This is a genomic window from Paenibacillus sp. CAU 1782, from assembly GCF_054551715.1.
This window is the reverse complement of sequence record NZ_JBTOLL010000001.1, coordinates 1275291-1292215: the sequence shown is the minus strand read 5'-3', so window position 1 is coordinate 1292215 and position 16925 is coordinate 1275291. Positions and strand designations below refer to the sequence as shown.

The 16925-nt window shown below is 52.6% G+C and carries 13 protein-coding genes and 1 other annotated feature; of the genes, 12 read left to right on the top strand and 1 reads right to left on the bottom strand.

Translation table 11 applies throughout. The features are described from left to right. Positions 1-43 precede the first annotated feature (43 nt). Positions 44-441 (top strand) — a binding site (T-box leader). A gap of 47 nt (positions 442-488) precedes the next feature. Then, complete coding sequence (gene ileS / locus ACX93W_RS06370; protein ID WP_459391460.1) at positions 489-3581, top strand: isoleucine--tRNA ligase; 3093 nt, start codon at positions 489-491, stop codon at positions 3579-3581. A gap of 86 nt (positions 3582-3667) precedes the next feature. Next, complete coding sequence (locus ACX93W_RS06365; protein WP_459391459.1) at positions 3668-4051, top strand: DUF5665 domain-containing protein; 384 nt, start codon at positions 3668-3670, stop codon at positions 4049-4051. Positions 4052-4094: 43 nt separating this feature from the next. Here the strand turns inward: ACX93W_RS06365 and ACX93W_RS06360 are convergent, their stop codons facing one another. Next, complete coding sequence (locus ACX93W_RS06360; protein WP_459391458.1) at positions 4095-4802, bottom strand: TraR/DksA C4-type zinc finger protein; 708 nt, start codon at positions 4800-4802, stop codon at positions 4095-4097. Positions 4803-5035: 233 nt separating this feature from the next. Between ACX93W_RS06360 and lspA the strand changes: the two genes are divergently transcribed. The 10 genes from lspA (at position 5036) to pyrE (ending at position 16901) form a co-directional block, all read left to right on the top strand. Then, positions 5036-5548, top strand: coding sequence for a signal peptidase II (gene lspA, locus ACX93W_RS06355; RefSeq protein WP_459391457.1), 513 nt, complete (start codon positions 5036-5038; stop codon positions 5546-5548). Beyond that, positions 5541-6494, top strand: a complete 954-nt coding sequence (locus ACX93W_RS06350) for an RluA family pseudouridine synthase (RefSeq protein ID WP_459391456.1) — start codon at positions 5541-5543, stop codon at positions 6492-6494. Before lspA ends, ACX93W_RS06350 begins: the two co-directional genes overlap by 8 nt. Positions 6495-6602: 108 nt before the next feature. Then, positions 6603-7838 carry an LL-diaminopimelate aminotransferase gene (locus ACX93W_RS06345; RefSeq protein WP_459391455.1) on the top strand — a complete coding sequence of 412 codons (1236 nt, stop codon included), beginning with the start codon at positions 6603-6605 and terminating at the stop codon, positions 7836-7838. Between the two features lie 322 nt (positions 7839-8160). Continuing rightward, the gene (pyrR, locus tag ACX93W_RS06340; RefSeq protein ID WP_459391454.1) at positions 8161-8730 is read left to right on the top strand and encodes a bifunctional pyr operon transcriptional regulator/uracil phosphoribosyltransferase PyrR; all 570 of its coding nucleotides are present in this window, start codon (positions 8161-8163) and stop codon (positions 8728-8730) included. Then, entirely contained in the window at positions 8727-9626 is a 900-nt protein-coding gene (locus tag ACX93W_RS06335; protein WP_459391453.1) for an aspartate carbamoyltransferase catalytic subunit, read from the top strand. Before pyrR ends, ACX93W_RS06335 begins: the two co-directional genes overlap by 4 nt. Before the next feature lie 89 nt (positions 9627-9715). After that, the gene (locus ACX93W_RS06330; RefSeq protein WP_459391452.1) at positions 9716-11011 is read left to right on the top strand and encodes a dihydroorotase; all 1296 of its coding nucleotides are present in this window, start codon (positions 9716-9718) and stop codon (positions 11009-11011) included. A 20-nt stretch (positions 11012-11031) separates the two neighbouring features. Next, positions 11032-12177 (top strand): carbamoyl phosphate synthase small subunit, encoded by a 1146-nt coding sequence (locus ACX93W_RS06325; RefSeq protein WP_459391451.1) that lies wholly within the window; start codon positions 11032-11034, stop codon positions 12175-12177. After that, positions 12164-15385: a carbamoyl-phosphate synthase large subunit gene (carB, locus tag ACX93W_RS06320; protein WP_459391450.1), complete on the top strand. Its 3222-nt coding sequence runs from the start codon at positions 12164-12166 to the stop codon at positions 15383-15385. The genes ACX93W_RS06325 and carB overlap by 14 nt, the downstream gene beginning before the upstream one ends. A 140-nt stretch (positions 15386-15525) precedes the next feature. Beyond that, complete coding sequence (pyrF, locus tag ACX93W_RS06315) at positions 15526-16257, top strand: orotidine-5'-phosphate decarboxylase (RefSeq protein ID WP_459391449.1); 732 nt, start codon at positions 15526-15528, stop codon at positions 16255-16257. Then, entirely contained in the window at positions 16254-16901 is a 648-nt protein-coding gene (gene pyrE / locus ACX93W_RS06310; protein ID WP_459391448.1) for an orotate phosphoribosyltransferase, read from the top strand. Before pyrF ends, pyrE begins: the two co-directional genes overlap by 4 nt. The last annotated feature ends 24 nt before the right edge of the window (positions 16902-16925 follow it).

The window sequence follows — 16925 nt, the reverse complement described above, 5'->3', positions numbered from 1 at the left end:
TGCAACTTGCGCTATAACTAAACGTATACAATTGGATTACACCATAATTTCCATGACGAGAACAAGTACGCTTTGAATTCATTCCCCAGAGAGCCTGGCGATTGCTGAAAGCCGGCGTTTGAACCCTAGCGGAATATCCTCTCCGAGAAGCGATGCAGAAACCTAATAAAAGTCATGTTCAAACAAGTGCGGTTTTCAGTAACTGTCGATTATGTCACTAGGCATGTTGCGCAATCCAAAGTCAACGTTTTGAACATCTTCTTTAAGAACAGGTAGTAAGCATCGACGGTATCCCCCGTTACAGGGAGTGCGGATGATTTGTCCGCAGCTAAGTGCCGCAGCCGGCCGGGCAAGATTGCCCCGCATGGCTTGTATTCGCCTTTTTTGCGAATGCTTTAGCGGAATCAGGGTGGTATCGCGAGCTATAGCCTCGTCCCTTTTTACAGGGGCGGGGTTTTTATTTTGTGAAGAGAAAGGGAGAAATCAACATGCAACGTGTAGATGTCAAGGAACGCGCGCGCAGCCGCGAACTGCGGGTATTGAAGCAATGGCAGGAAGAGGATACTTTTAAACAATCGATCAAAAGCCGCGAGGGCAGCCCTAACTTCGTTTTTTACGAGGGACCCCCAACGGCTAACGGAGCGCCTCATATCGGCCACGTGTTGGGACGCGTCATCAAGGACTTTATTTGCCGCTACAAAACAATGTCGGGTTACCGCGTCGTGCGCAAAGCGGGCTGGGATACGCATGGCCTGCCGGTTGAGCTAGGCGTGGAGAAACAGCTTGGCATCTCCGGCAAGCAGGAAATCGAAAACTACGGCGTTGAAGCATTCGTGAAAAAATGCAAAGACAGCGTGTTCGAATACGAAAAGCAATGGCGTGAGCTGACGGAAGCAATCGCTTATTGGACGGATCTCGACAATCCGTATATCACGCTCAAAAATGAATACATCGAAAGTGTATGGCACATCCTGTCCACGATTCACAAAAAAGGATTGCTGTACCGCGGACATCGCGTAAGCCCATATTGCCCTTGCTGCCAAACGACGTTAAGCTCGCACGAGGTTGCCCAAGGATATGAGGATGTCAAGGATTTGAGCGCAACAGCCAAATTCAAGCTGGCATCCAGCGGCGAATTCGTGCTGGCATGGACGACAACGCCTTGGACGCTTCCTGCAAACGTGGCGCTGGCGGTTAATCCCGAGCTGGAATACGTGCGCGCGGCTAAGGACGGCGAAGTGTACATCGTTGCAAAAGCGCTGGCCGAAAATGTGCTGAAGGAAAATTACGAGATTTTGTCGACGTTAAAAGGCGCGGAGCTGGTTGGACAGTCTTACGAACCTCCGTTCCGTTATGTAGCCATCGAGAAGGGGCACATTGTGATCCCTGGCGATTTTGTCAGCGACACCAGCGGTACGGGCATCGTTCATATCGCCCCGGCGCATGGCGAAGACGACTACAAGGTATCCCGCCAAAACGGCATCAGCATGTTGAGCGTAGTTAACAATGCCGGCCGTTATGTAGACGAAGTAACCGATCTGGCTGGCCGGTTCGTAAAGGACTGCGATGTCGACATCGTCAAAATGCTGAGCGAAAAAGGACTGCTCTACTCCAAAGAGCGCTATGAGCACAGCTATCCGTTCTGCTGGCGCTGCAAATCGCCGCTGCTCTATTATGCGACGGAGAGCTGGTTTATCGAAACGACCAAGGTGAAGGAACAACTGATCGCCAACAACAATGGCGTTGACTGGTATCCCGGTCATATCCGCGAAGGCCGCTTTGGCAAATTCCTGGAGGATTTGGTGGACTGGAATATCAGCCGCAACCGCTACTGGGGAACGCCGCTTAACGTATGGGTATGCGAGGCGACGGGCAAAGAATACGCGCCGGACAGCATTGCCGATTTGCGCGCTCGCGCAGTTGGCGAGGTATCGGAGGATATCGAGCTTCACAAACCGTACGTGGATGACATTTTGCTGAAATCCCCGTTTGCGGAAGGCGCGGTCATGCGACGGACTTCGGAAGTTATCGACGTCTGGTTTGACAGCGGCTCTATGCCTTTTGCCCAGCAGCATCATCCATTCGGCAACGAGGAGCAATTCAGCGAGCAATATCCGGCGGACATGATTTGCGAAGGCATCGACCAAACGCGCGGCTGGTTTTTCAGCCTGTTAGCCGTATCGACGCTTTACAACGGCAAAGCGCCTTATAAAGCCGTTATCTCGACGGGCCATATCCTGGACGAAAACGGACAAAAGATGTCCAAATCAAAAGGCAACGTTATCGATCCTTGGGAAATCATCAACGAGTTTGGAACGGACGCGTTCCGCTGGGCATTACTGGCTGACAGCGCGCCGTGGAACAGCAAGCGGTTTTCCAAAGGCATCGTAAGCGAAGCGAAATCCAAAGTCATCGATACCATCGTCAATACACATGCTTTCTATGCCCTGTATGCCTCCATTGACGGTTACAACTATAAGGAGCATGAGGCCAAAGCTTCCGACAACAAGCTGGACCGCTGGATCATCTCCCGTCTGAACAGCCTGATCGTTACGGTAACCAAAGGTCTGGAAGCCAACGACTTCCTGAATCCGGCCAAAGCGATTGAAATATTCGTCGACGAGATGAGCAACTGGTATATCCGCCGTTCGCGCGACCGGTTCTGGGGCAGCGGCTTGTCCGAGGACAAGGTGGCAGCTTACGGAACGCTGCGCGAAGTTCTGCTGACGCTGTCCAAATTGATTGCGCCGTACACTCCGCTGCTTGCGGATGATGTCTACCGCAATTTGGGCGGCGAAGGAAGCGTTCATCTGACCACCTTCCCGGTAAGCGATTCCGCGCTTGTAGACGAAACGCTGGAACGCGACATGGATAGCGCCAAAGGCATCGTTGAGCTTGCGCGCAATGTTCGCAACGAAACATCCATCAAAACGCGTCAGCCGTTATCCGAGCTGATTCTTTCGCTGGACCGCGAATTCGCTCTTGAAGACTACGAAGAAATCATTAAAGACGAAATCAACGTGAAGCAAATAACGGTGCAACATTCCGATAGCGGCTTTGTTGATTTTACGCTTAAGCTGAATTTGAAGGTTGGCGGCAAAAAATACGGCAAGCTGGTTGGTCCGATCCAGGCCGCGCTGAAGGGCCTTAGCCCCGAAGCTGCTGCTGCGGTCGTATCCGGCGGAACCTTTGTATTTACTTCGGTGGAAGAGGATGTATTCAATATTCCGCTGGAGGAGCTGCTTGTGGAGAAACAAGCGAAAAGCGGCTTTGCTTCCGCATCAGCAGGCGGCGTTACGGTTGCTCTGAACACGGATATTACGCCGGAGCTTGAGCAAGAGGGCTGGGTGAGAGAGGTCATCCGCGCCGTCCAGGATAACCGCAAAAAGCAAGATTTGCCGATTGAAAAACGGGTTGATCTGGTGTTGAACGTGGATACCGAGCTAAAGGCGGCTCTTGAAGCCTTCCGTCATGTTCTTTTCGATAACGTCCTGCTTCAAAGCGTTGAATACGGGGTAGTTGAAGATATGGAAACCGTAGACGCTGGTGAAAAGCAAATAGGCATTTTCATCAAGGGTTAAGGATATAGTATGGAGATAAGAAGCCTGCCCCGCTGCCTTGCCGGCGGGAGGCAGGCTTCTCCTGTTGCTGGAGGTGAAATCCTGACATGAGCGAACGGGGCAGCCACAAGCGGGGGCGGGGCCGGAACGGCGCGTCGCCTGGCGTAAACGAGGAACCTCAGGATTTGAACACGCTAGAGAAATCCCTGGGTGTTCTCAACAGACGAATGGAGCATATTGCTTCCGAGATGGAAAGAACACACATCGCGGAATATGTGGACTTGCTTAACCGTCCATTCAGCCTGATATGGCGGAATTTGCTGGCAGGGACAGCACGCGGCGTCGGCATTGCGATCGGGTTTACGTTTTTTGCGGCAACCATATTGTATTTGCTTCAGCTGCTAGGCGCGCTTAACTTGCCCATTATCGGGGACTACATTGCGGAAATTGTAAAAATTGTACAAATCCAGCTGGAGGGTAAAAGCTATTGATTTCAATAGCCTTTCACGGCAGCTGCAGCGAAGAAAGGCGGCCTTATTCCTCAAGAGTATGGTCGCCTTCGTTGCTGTGCATATAGTCGTCGTAGTGGGAGTTGCGGACGATTGTTACATGCCTCCCGGTAATGTCGGTGGCAAGAAAGCTTTCGATGGTTTCCACACAGCCGGCCAGCTCTTCATCGTCGCCGCCTAAATCATCGTAATTATCCACTTCGCGATGCTGCGACATGGCTGGAGAATCGGAGTTTCCCCATTTTTCGACGGTCTGCCAGGAAAATTCATCTTGAGGCCGGCTATGCTCAGGCCGGTCAATACCGGCACGGCCCATGGATGGCGTCAAATCGCCAATGGGGGCTGAATCGGGAGCATGTGCTTCCCACAACTCGGCATGCTTGACGCAATAAAGACTGTCCGGAACGGCTTCAAGACGTTCAAGCGGTATAGGAGCGCCGCATGCTGCGCAGACCCCGTAGCTTTTGCGGTCCATGGCGGCCAAAGCGGCTTCGATTCGTTGCAGATGCAAGTGCTCCATTTCCAGGAGCGTCTGATCCTTTTCCCGTTCGTATAATTCGCTTGCCATATCCCCTGGATGGTTATCGATGGGAGTAAGCTCGCCTGTCCAGTCGCGCATGGATTGGGACAAGCCAAAGCGCTGTCCGCTGTGGATTCGTTCCCTGATGTCATCGCGCTCCTGCTCCAGCTTGCGGCGAAGGGATGCCATCCGAAGTCCGGCAGTTTTAGTCATATAAGCACCTTCCTTAAGACAAAATAAAATAAGCGCTGGCAACCTCTACAAGTACATGTTCAAATGGAAATTGGACTTTTTGAACTACCGCTAATAGGATATGCGTTTGCCGCGCCTTTCACTAAGGGGATGCATGGAAGGCCGGCGGCCCTCGCCGACTGGCTTCTTCCTTTGCTCGTATGCTACACTTATGCTGCAAACTTTTTTGCATAGATTTCCATAGGAGTGATAAGATGCGTTCTTTCTATTATTATCTGCTGGCTGTTGCGGTTCTGGTTGTTGACTTTTTCACAAAAAAATGGATAGCTACTGAAATAAATCAGGGAGACGCGATTAGCGTCATCGGCGATTTTTTTCTGATTACCTCGCATCGGAATAAAGGGGCCGCCTTTGGCATTCTGCAGGAGCAGCGGACCTTTTTTATCATTATTACCATCGTTATTTTAATCGGTCTGGTCTGGTACATGCAGGCGATGCGCAAAAAAGGAAAAGGCATATTGCTCGCAGGGCTTGCGCTTGTGCTTGGCGGCGCAATCGGCAACTTTATCGACCGTGTTCGTTTTGGCGAAGTGGTGGACTTTTTTCAATTTAACTTTGGAAGCTACACGTTCCCGATTTTCAACATCGCGGATTCCGGCATTGTCGTTGGCGTAGCATTGATCCTTCTGGACACGCTGCTGGGAGCAAGAGAGGAAAAAAAGGCACTAAAACAAGCAGAGGGCAAGGAGCAGGCGCAGCATGAATAACGAGTTTGCAGAACATGGAAGCAACCCCTTGGAATGGCGGGCGGAAGCCGAAGGTATCGGCGACCGAATCGATAAATACATAGTGGATCGGATGGAAGAGGAAGGAACGGGAGGCATTTCGCGCACCCAGGTACAGGAATGGATCAAATCCGGGGCGGTTACGGTCAATGGCCGAATCGTTAAAGCCAATTACAAGCTGAATCATGAGGATCAGGTTCAGGTTGACGTACCCGCGGCGGAAGACCCGGAAATCGAAGCGGAGAATATCCCGCTGGATATTGTTTATGAGGACTCCGATGTCATTGTCATCAACAAACCGCGCGGTATGGTTGTCCACCCCGCTCCCGGCCATACATCGGGTACGGTCGTTAATGCGCTTATGTACCATTGCCAGGATCTCTCCGGCATCAACGGCGTATTGCGTCCCGGCATCGTCCATCGGATCGATAAGGACACGACGGGCCTGCTTATGGCCGCCAAAAACGATTTGGCGCATGTTTCGCTGGCGGAGCAGCTCAAGGAGCATTCCGTGAGCCGGACATATATCGCGCTTGTGCACGGCAATATGCCCCATGACCAAGGCACGGTGGACGCGCCCATCGGCAGAGACAGTCAAGACCGCAAGCTGTTTGCGGTGACGGATCGCAACAGCAAGGAAGCCGTGACCCATTTTACCGTAATGGAACGGCTTGGCGATTATACACTGCTAGAACTGAAGCTGGAAACGGGCAGAACCCATCAGATCCGGGTACACATGAAATACATCGGGTATCCTATGGCGGGAGATCCCGTATACGGCCGCAGCAAAACCGTTGACCTTAACGGTCAGGCGCTTCATGCCGCAGAGCTTGGTTTTACTCATCCCCGCAGCGGGGAACGGCTTCATTTTGAAGCGCCGCTTCCTGATGATTTCCAGCATGTGATGTTATCGTTACGTTCACGTTAATCCATAAGTGCAAACTTTTGCTCATATTGTTCATTATGTTGAAGGTGGAAGTGGGTTATTCTTAACCTAATTCCATACAAATGATCCATTAAGGACAGGTGAGATAAGTTGACAACGATAAATCAAAACTATCTGGAGCTGCAGGGCAGCTATTTATTCTCTGAAATCGCCAAACGCCGCACGACTTTTATTCAAAACAATCCCAATGCGGAAATTATCAGCCTCGGCATCGGCGATGTAACGCGCGGCTTGCCAAGCTCGGTGCTGAATGCAATGCATGCGGCGGTGGACGAGCTGGCTGAACCGGCATCCTTCCGCGGTTACGGTCCGGAGCAAGGCTATGACTTCCTGGTGCAAGCCATTATCGAAAATGACTACAAATCGCGCGGCATCGATCTTGCTGCCAACGAAGTGTTCGTAAGCGACGGCTCCAAGTGCGATGTCGGCAATATCCAGGAAATCTTCAGCAACGATGCCATCGTTGCCGTGCAAGACCCGGTTTATCCTGTATATGTTGACACCAACGTTATGGCCGGCCGTTCCGGCTCTTTTAATCCCGACACCAAACGCTACAATAATATCGTTTATCTGGAATGCACGGCTGAAAATCAATTCAAGCCTAGCCTGCCAACCCAGAAGGTTGACTTGATTTACCTCTGCTACCCCAACAACCCGACCGGCATGACGCTGACTAAGGATGAGCTGAAGGTTTGGGTGGACTATGCAAGGGAAAACAAATGCCTGATCCTGTTCGACTCCGCATACGAAGCTTTTATTCAGGAGAAGGATGTTCCGCACAGCATCTACGAAATCGAAGGCGCCAAGGAAGTTGCGATTGAGTTCCGCAGCTTCTCCAAAACGGCCGGATTTACCGGCGTGCGCTGTGCGTATACCGTTGTGCCTCGCGAGATCAAAGGATTCGATGCCGCTGGCAATACGGTGCTTGTGAATGATCTGTGGAATCGCCGCCATACAACGAAATTCAACGGCGTATCCTATGTCACTCAACGCGGCGCCGCAGCCATTTATTCGCTCGAAGGCAAAGAGCAAATTGCATCGCTTGTCGACTACTACATGACCAATGCCGGCATTATCCGCGAAGGTCTTGCATCCATTGGCCTTGAAGTTTACGGCGGCGTCAACGCCCCGTACATTTGGTTGAAAACGCCAAGCGGCTTGGATTCCTGGAGCTTCTTCGACAAGCTGCTGGGTGAAGCCAACATCGTTGGCACGCCAGGCGTTGGCTTTGGCCAAAGCGGGCAAGGATATTTCCGTCTGACAGCCTTTGGCAGCCGTGAAAATACGGAAAAAGCCGTTGATCGTATTCGCAAACTGTCCCTGTAAGGAATACCGGCAAACACGCTTGACATCTTTTGTCGAACGTGGGATAATTCCTATGATACAGAGCAGAACCTTTAAATCAGTCCCGTGAGGCTGGCAAGGTGTCGTGAATAATGGTCAAATGGTGAAGTGAAAACGGAGAACCGTCTTTGTTTGCGCCTTCCTTCGGGAGAGGTGGACAAGAGGTTGGGACCAACACGTTTTCTTTCATGACTAATCACAAACTCCTTGCGGACTCCGCAAGGAGTTTTTTGCGCATATGAGCGCAAATACACCACCTTAACGATGAATGGATTACCCAGCAAGGTCGGAAGGAGATAAGGCTATGGCGGATGAAGAACGTTTGGTCATCATGGACGAAACGGCGATACGAAGAGCGTTGACCCGTATTGCCCATGAGATTGTCGAAAAGAATAAAGGCATCGAGAATTGCGTCATTGTAGGCATACGAACAAGAGGCATTTACCTGGCGAACAGGGTAGCGGAGCGGATTGCCGAAATCGAAGGCAAGCCGGTTACGGTCAAAGAGCTGGATATTACGGGATACCGCGATGACCGGTTGCCAGAAGGAAACGGCAAAGCCGGCAGGGAGCCCCTTTCAACCGGACTATCGCCGCTCAGCGTAAAAGACAAGATTATCATTCTTTTCGACGATGTGTTATACACGGGCCGAACCATCCGAGCCGCGATGGACGCGTTAATGGATTGCGGCAGACCGCAAAGCATTCAACTGGCGGCGCTTGTTGACCGCGGTCACAGAGAGCTTCCAATCCGACCCGACTTTGTAGGCAAAAACGTTCCCACCTCCAGACAAGAGCAAATCGAGGTTTCGCTGCACGAAATCGACGATTCAGACGAAGTAATCATCATCCATCAAAGGGGGCAGGCCGTATGACGCTGACGCAGTTGAAGCAACGCAGTCTGTTGGGTCTTAAGGAACTTGGCAAGGAAGAAATTGAAAGCATTCTGGATCGGGCCTCTTATTGGGAAAATCATCCTGACAAAATTCATAAGGAGCTGCAGGGCAAAATTGCGGCTAACATGTTTTTTGAAAACAGCACGCGTACCCGCTTCTCCTTCGAAGTAGCCGAAAAAAGGCTTGGCGCGGAAGTCATCAATTTTGCGGCAGCAGCCTCCAGCGTCGAAAAAGGCGAGTCCATCTACGATACAGTCCGCACGCTGGAATCCATGGGGATTGACGTAGGCGTGATCCGCCTCAAGCCAATCGGCTTGCTGGCAGAGCTTGCGGATAGCATCAAGGTTCCGCTGGTCAACGCGGGCGACGGAAACAACGAGCATCCTACGCAAGCGCTGCTGGATCTGTACACGATGCGCAAGCAGTTCGGCAATCTGGCCGGCCTGAACGTATCGATTATCGGAGACATCCTGCACAGCCGCGTAGCAAGATCCAATCTGTACGCGCTGCGTAAGTTTGGCGCCAACGTCAGCTTCTGCGCACCTCAAAATATGCAAGCCCGCGAGCTTGACGCGCCATATGTTACAATGGATGAAGCCATCAAAGCGGACGTCGTGATGATGCTGCGCGTCCAGCTGGAGCGTCACGACAGCGGCATGATCAAATCGGCGGAGGAATACCGCGAGCAATACGGGTTGACCGTCGAGCGGGCCAAATCCATAGCAAACCATGCCATAATCATGCACCCCGCTCCGGTTAACCGGAACGTGGAAATTGACGGAGATCTGGTTGAACATCCACAGTCGCGCATCTTTCCCCAGATGGAAAACGGCGTGCCGATCCGGATGGCGGTTATCGAACGCGCGCTGACCTGATGCGCCGTTGCGATTCATGACAGCAGTGCATCAAAGCGGTTATTCGGCAATACGCCGGAGGCGCTATGAAATCGGAGGTTATTTACGGTATGTCATTATGGATCATAAACGGCAAGGTCTGGAACGAAGAAGAAGGAACCCTGCAAGTTCGCCACATCCAATTGGCGGACGGAGAAATTGTTAACATCGTTGATGGGAACGAAACGGTCGATACGGGCAGCTCCGAGGTTATCAATGCCGAAGGCAAGCTGGTTTCTCCGGGATTTATCGATATGCACGTCCATTTGAGAGACCCAGGCTTTGAACATAAGGAAGATATCGCGACAGGATCGCGTTCGGCGGCAAAGGGCGGTTTTACGACAATCGCTTGCATGCCTAATACAAGACCGGTGATCGATACGCCGGAAACGGTACGATATGTGCTTGAAAAAGCAGAGAAGGAAGCCATCGTCAAGGTGCTGCCCTACGCTGCAATTACCAAAAACGAGCTGGGACGCGAACTGACGGATTTTGCAGCACTGAAGGAAGCGGGAGCCATCGGCTTTACCGATGACGGGGTAGGCGTTCAGAATGCGCAAATGATGAAAAACGCGATGGCGCTGGCGAAGTCGCTGGATATGCCGGTCATCGCCCACTGCGAGGATGATTCACTGGTAGAAGGAGCTTGGGCTTCGGAGGGCGAGTTTTCTCGCAAGCACGGCATCAAGGGCATTCCGAATGAATCCGAAGCGATCCATGTTGGCCGGGATGTGCTTCTTGCTGAAGCTACCGGCGTACACTACCATGTATGTCACGTCAGCACAGAGCAATCCGTACGCCTCATCAGGCTGGCAAAGTCGGTGGGCATTTCCGTAACGGCTGAGGTTTGTCCCCATCATCTCGTGCTCAGCGACGAGGACATTCCCGGTCTGGATGACGCCAACTGGAAAATGAACCCGCCGCTGCGTACGCCGCGAGATGTGCAAGCGGTGATTGAAGGACTGGAAGACGGCACGATCGACATGATCGTAACCGATCACGCGCCTCACAGCGCGGAGGAGAAAGCTCGCGGGGTTGATCTTGCGCCTTTCGGAATCGTAGGTTTCGAAACGGCGTTCCCACTGCTCTACACCAAGTTTGTCGCAACGGGCAAGTGGAGTCTCGGCTTCCTTCTGAAACGAATGACGGAAGATCCGGCGCGAGTCTTTTCGCTGGAGTCGGGAAGGCTGGCGATTGGCGCTCCCGGGGATATTACTATTGTAGATTTGGACGGCGAGAAAGAGGTTGATCCGTCGACCTTCCTGTCGAAGAGCAATAACACGCCGTTTGGCGGCTGGAAGCTTCAAGGCTGGCCGGTTCACACGATCGTGGACGGCAAGCTGGTATGGTCGGAACAGAGCAAATGAACATCAGAGGAGTGAATGGAATGCAGGCAAGATTGTTGCTGGAAGACGGAACGTTGTTCACCGGTCTTTCCTTTGGCGCTGAGGCGCAAATGGCAGGCGAGGTGGTTTTTAATACAGGGATTACAGGTTATCAGGAGGTATTGTCGGATCCTTCGTACTGCGGTCAGATCGTAACGATGACTTACCCGCTGATCGGGAACTACGGCATTACGCGCGACGATTTTGAAAGCATACGTCCGTTTATTCACGGCTTTGTCGTTCGTCGTCATGAGCCGGTGCCAAGCAACTGGCGCGCACAATATTCGCTGGGCCAACTGCTCAAGGAATACGGCATTCCAGGCATCAGCGACATCGATACGCGCATGTTGACTCGCAAGCTTCGCCACTATGGCACTATGAGGGGCCTGATCACCACTGGCAATGAGTCGGTTGAAGAATTGACAGAGCGTCTTGGCGCAACGTCCTTGATGAACGATCAAGTTGCCCGCACGTCCACCAAGCATGTTTTCTCCAGCCCCGGCAAAGGTGAGCGGATTGTGCTGGTCGACTTTGGCGCCAAAAGCGGCATCCTGCGCGAGCTGACGCAACGCGGCTGCGACGTAGTGGTTGTGCCGCATGATACCACTGCGGACGAAATTCGTCGCCTGGTGCCTGACGGCATTCAGCTGTCCAACGGCCCAGGGGACCCTAAAGACGTGCCGCATGCCGTCAAAATGATCTCCGAGCTGCTGGGCGAATATCCGATCTTCGGCATTTGCCTGGGCCATCAGTTGTTCGCTCTGGCTTGCGGAGCCGACACAACCAAGCTGAAATTCGGCCATCGCGGCGGCAACCACCCCGTGAAGGAATTGTCTTCCGGCCGCTGCTATATTACGTCGCAAAACCACGGCTACACCGTGCTGGAGGATACAATTGCCGGCACAGGGCTGTCCGTAACGCATATCAACAACAATGACAAAACGATTGAAGGCCTGAAGCATGACAGCTATCCGGCATTTTCCGTGCAGTACCATCCGGAGGCGGCTCCGGGACCGTTCGATTCCAGCTATCTGTTCGACGAGTTCCTGGAGATGATCCGCGAGCACAAGGCCACTAACCCGCAAAAACCTCGTCAGGCCGTGTTGTCGGAGACGTTGAAAGGAGAGCTTCAGTATGCCCAGAAATAATGAACTGAAAAAAATTCTCGTGATTGGCTCCGGCCCAATTGTCATCGGACAAGCGGCGGAATTTGACTACGCAGGAACTCAAGCTTGCCAGGCTTTGAAGGAAGAAGGTTACGAGGTAGTGCTGATCAACAGCAACCCTGCAACCATCATGACGGATACGAATATGGCCGATAAGGTTTACATCGAGCCGATTACGCTTGATTTCGTTTCGCAAATCATCCGTCAAGAGCGTCCGGACGGCTTGCTGCCAACGCTTGGCGGACAAACAGGCCTGAACATGGCGGTTGAACTGGCGCGCGCAGGCGTGCTGGAACGGGAAAACGTAAAGCTGCTGGGCACCCAACTGACAGCGATCGAAAAAGCGGAGGACCGCGATTTGTTCCGCGACCTGATGCGCGAGCTTGAGCAGCCGGTACCTGAGAGCGAAATTGTAACAACGGTTGAAGACGCGGTTAATTTCGCTAATAGCATTGGTTATCCGATCATCGTTCGTCCTGCCTACACGCTGGGCGGAACAGGCGGCGGCATTTGCGCCAATGAGGAAGAGCTGCGCGAGATCGTTGCTTCCGGCATTCGCTACAGCCCCATCAGCCAATGTCTGATCGAAAAATCGATTGCCGGCATGAAGGAAGTTGAATATGAAGTAATGCGCGATGCCAACGACAACTGCATCGTGGTCTGCAACATGGAAAACTTCGACCCGGTTGGCGTTCACACGGGCGACAGTATCGTTGTTGCTCCATCGCAGACATTGTCTGACCGCGAATATCAAATGCTGCGTTCCGCATCGCTCAAAATCATTAGAGCGCTGAACATCGAAGGCGGCTGCAACGTGCAGTTTGCGCTTGATCCGCACAGCTATCAATATTATGTAATCGAAGTTAACCCGCGCGTTAGCCGCTCCTCGGCGCTGGCTTCCAAAGCAACGGGCTACCCGATTGCCAAAATGGCAGCCAAAATTGCTGTCGGCTACACGCTGGATGAACTGGTTAACCCTGTTACGGGCCAAACCTACGCCTGCTTCGAGCCAACGCTGGATTACATCGTTTCCAAAATTCCGCGTTGGCCGTTCGATAAATTCGTAAACGCCAACCGCAAGCTGGGCACTCAAATGAAAGCGACAGGCGAAGTTATGGCGATTGGCCGTACGTTCGAAGAGTCCATTCATAAAGCGGTCCGCTCGCTGGAAATCGGCGTGCACCGCCTGCACTTGAAGGATGCGGCATCCTTAAGCGACGAGGTTCTGCGCACCCGCCTGGAGAAGCCGGACGACGAGCGCATGTTCCTGGTGGCTGATGCTTTCCGCAGAGGTTACAGCCTGCAAGAACTGCAGGACATTACAAAGATCGACTGGTGGTTCCTGGACAAAATCCAAGGCATTGTAGCTTTCGAGGATGCCCTGCGCAAGGAAGCGACCTTGACTCCGGCGAGACTGTACGAAGCGAAACGCAAAGGGTTCTCCGACCGTTCCATTGCGGAAATCCGCAGCGAAGGCTTCCCGAACGGCAGCCATACGAAGGAAGACGAAGTGCGCAAGCTCCGTCTGGAAAACGGATTTAAGCCGGTTTACAAAATGGTTGATACATGCGCAGCGGAGTTTGAAGCGACGACGCCTTATTACTACTCCACGTACGAAGTGGAAAATGAAGTTATTGAAACTGACAAGCAAAAAGTATTGGTGCTGGGCTCCGGACCTATCCGGATCGGCCAAGGCATCGAGTTCGACTACTCCACGGTTCACGCCGTATGGGCGATTCAAAAAGCAGGCTACGAAGCCGTTATTATCAACAACAACCCGGAGACGGTTTCCACCGACTTCAGCACCTCCGACCGGCTGTACTTCGAGCCGCTGTTCCTGGAGGATGTCCTGAACGTAATCGAGCAGGAAAACCCGATCGGCGTCATTGTTCAGTTCGGCGGGCAAACGGCCATCAACTTGGCAGCTCCGCTGGCTAAAGCGGGCGTTCGCATCCTTGGCTCCAGCCTGGAGAGCATCGACGCAGCGGAAGACCGCAAAAAATTCGAAGCTTTGCTTCGCAAGCTGGACATCGCCCAACCGGAAGGCAGCACGGTAACGTCGGTTGACGAAGCGGTAGTAACCGCGCAAAAGCTGGGGTATCCCGTTTTGGTTCGTCCTTCCTACGTACTCGGCGGTCGTGCGATGGAAATCGTATACTCCGACGAAGAGCTGCTCAGCTACATGGAAATCGCGGTTAAAATCAATCCGGAGCATCCCGTTTTGATCGACCGTTACATGCTGGGCAAAGAAGCTGAGGTTGACGCGATTTGCGACGGCGAAACGGTGTTGATCCCGGGCATTATGGAGCATGTCGAGCGCGCAGGCGTTCACTCCGGCGACTCCATCGCGGTATACCCGCCTCAATCGCTTTCCGAAGAGATCAAGGCGCAAATTGTGGACATTACGATCAAAATCGCCAAAGAGCTGGAAGTTATCGGTCTGGTCAACATCCAGTTTGTTATCCACAACGAGCAAGTGTACGTCATCGAGGTTAACCCGCGTTCCTCGCGTACCGTGCCATTCTTGAGCAAAGTAACCAATCTGCCAATGGCAAATCTGGCTACGCAAGCCATTTTGGGCACGAAGCTGGCTGATCTGGGACATAAAGACGGACTGTGGCCGGAAGACGAATACGTCTCCGTCAAAGTGCCGGTATTCTCCTTCGCCAAGCTGCGCCGCGTAGACCCTACGCTGACCCCGGAAATGAAATCGACGGGCGAAGTAATGGGCCGCGACGTACAATACGCAAAAGCATTGTTCAAAGGCCTTATCGGCGCAGGTATGAAAATCCCGAATTCCGGCGCTATCGTAGCGACGGTTGCGGACAAAGACAAAGCAGAAGCGACGGAATTGCTGCGCGGCTTCTACAATATCGGCTACAAAATTTTTGCAACTGGCGGTACGGCTGACGCGCTTGAGGCGGCTGGTCTGTATGTAACCCGCGTCAACAAGCTGAGCGAAGGCTCGCCTAATATTCTGGATCTGGTTCGCGAAGGCAAAGCCAACTTTGTGGTCAACACGCTCACTAAAGGCAAAACGCCTGAGCGCGACGGCTTCCGTATTCGCCGCGAAGCGGTTGAAAACGGCGTTGTCTGCATGACCTCCCTGGATACCGTACGCGCATTGCTCCGGATGCTGGAGACGATCAACTTTTCGTCCCATTCCATGCCGGTAGCATCGCAGAAATAAATGAATTAAACAGGAAGATTGAAGAGCAACACCCTTACATTCACTGTTCATTAAGTCCGCTTATCGACATCAAGAAGAGAGCGGGCTTAGGGGCGGCCGATTAAAGGGGGGTTGCTCTTGGTCTGGAAGGGGGAAAAAGAATGAGTCTGACAAAGGAAGAAGTGGCAAAACGCATCATGGTTGCGCTGGATTACCGCAATGCCGGAGAGGCAGAGCGCCTGCTGAACGAGCTTCGTGGCATTCCGTGTTATATGAAGGTTGGCATGCAGCTTTTTTACGCAGCGGGACCCGCTTTTGTGGAAAGCTTGAAAAAACGCGGCTACTACGTCTTTCTGGATGTCAAAATGCATGATATTCCCAATACGGTAAAAGGCGGCGCGGGCAGCATCACTACGCTTGGCGTGGATATGTTCAACGTCCACGCGGCTGGCGGCTCTGCGATGATGGAGGCTTGCCTGGAAGGTGTAGACCAAGCGTTATCGGCCGGAGCGGACCGGCCAAAGGTTATTGCGGTAACTCAATTGACCAGTACAAGCCGTAGTGTGTTGAACGATGAAATCGGCATTGCCGGAAGCGTTGAAGATGCGGTCATTTCTTATGCGAAACTAGCCAAAGCTTCGGGACTGGACGGCGTCGTCTCTTCGCCGGCCGAAGTGATTTCCGTAAAGGCGGCATGCGGTACGGAGTTTGCAACGGTTACTCCGGGCATTCGTCCGACGGGTGCCGCCTTAAACGATCAGACCCGCATCATGACTCCTTCGCAGGCTATCGCGCAAGGCACTGATTATATGGTGATCGGCCGTCCGATTACGGCTGCGCCAAACCCAAGGGAAGCAATGGAATCCATAATTGAGGAGTTGACAACCGTATGAGTAAACCAACCATATCGGAACTGCCTGGCGTAATTGCAGGAAAGCTGCTGGACATTGGCGCTGTCGCCTTAAGCCCCGGCGAACCGTTCACATGGACTTCCGGGCTGAAATCGCCGATTTATTGCGATAACCGGCTGACGATGTCTTTTCCCGAAATTCGCGATTTGATCGCAGAAGGTTTTGCTTCAATTATCTCGGAACGTTTCCCCGATACTGAAGTGGTGGCGGGAACGTCGACGGCAGGTATTCCCCATGCGGCATTTGTATCGCAGAAGCTGAATTTGCCCATGGCGTACATTCGCGACAAAGCAAAGGGACACGGAAAGAAAAATCAAATCGAAGGCCGGGTTTTGCCGGGCCAAAAAGTGGTTGTTATCGAAGATTTGATCTCTACCGGAGGCAGCTCGCTTAAGGCGGCGCAAGCCGTGCGCGAAGCCGGGGCAGAGGTTGTAGCCGTGCTGGCGATTTTTACATACCAGTTCCCGGCAGCGGCTCAAGCCTTTGCGAACGATGGTTTTACGCTTGAGACTTTGAGCAATTATACGGCCTTGATCGATACTGCCCATAAGCGCGGAATCGTTTCGGAAGGTGATTTGGATAAGCTGCAAGGCTGGAAGGAAAATCCAGATCAATACGGCCGTTAATTGGATCAATTAATAAGGATCAGA

Excerpts from the sequence above, each read along its gene's own strand:
- ileS (WP_459391460.1), top strand. The coding sequence starts at position 489 with ATGCAACGTGTAGATGTCAAGGAACGCGCGCGCAGCCGCGAACTGCGG.
- ACX93W_RS06330 (WP_459391452.1), top strand. The coding sequence starts at position 9,716 with ATGTCATTATGGATCATAAACGGCAAGGTCTGGAACGAAGAAGAAGGA.
- ACX93W_RS06325 (WP_459391451.1), top strand. The coding sequence starts at position 11,032 with ATGCAGGCAAGATTGTTGCTGGAAGACGGAACGTTGTTCACCGGTCTT.
- ACX93W_RS06335 (WP_459391453.1), top strand. The coding sequence starts at position 8,727 with ATGACGCTGACGCAGTTGAAGCAACGCAGTCTGTTGGGTCTTAAGGAA.
- pyrR (WP_459391454.1), top strand. The coding sequence starts at position 8,161 with ATGGCGGATGAAGAACGTTTGGTCATCATGGACGAAACGGCGATACGA.
- pyrF (WP_459391449.1), top strand. The coding sequence starts at position 15,526 with ATGAGTCTGACAAAGGAAGAAGTGGCAAAACGCATCATGGTTGCGCTG.
- lspA (WP_459391457.1), top strand. The coding sequence starts at position 5,036 with ATGCGTTCTTTCTATTATTATCTGCTGGCTGTTGCGGTTCTGGTTGTT.
- ACX93W_RS06365 (WP_459391459.1), top strand. The coding sequence starts at position 3,668 with ATGAGCGAACGGGGCAGCCACAAGCGGGGGCGGGGCCGGAACGGCGCG.
- carB (WP_459391450.1), top strand. The coding sequence starts at position 12,164 with ATGCCCAGAAATAATGAACTGAAAAAAATTCTCGTGATTGGCTCCGGC.
- ACX93W_RS06360 (WP_459391458.1), bottom strand. The coding sequence starts at position 4,802 with ATGACTAAAACTGCCGGACTTCGGATGGCATCCCTTCGCCGCAAGCTG.
- pyrE (WP_459391448.1), top strand. The coding sequence starts at position 16,254 with ATGAGTAAACCAACCATATCGGAACTGCCTGGCGTAATTGCAGGAAAG.
- ACX93W_RS06350 (WP_459391456.1), top strand. The coding sequence starts at position 5,541 with ATGAATAACGAGTTTGCAGAACATGGAAGCAACCCCTTGGAATGGCGG.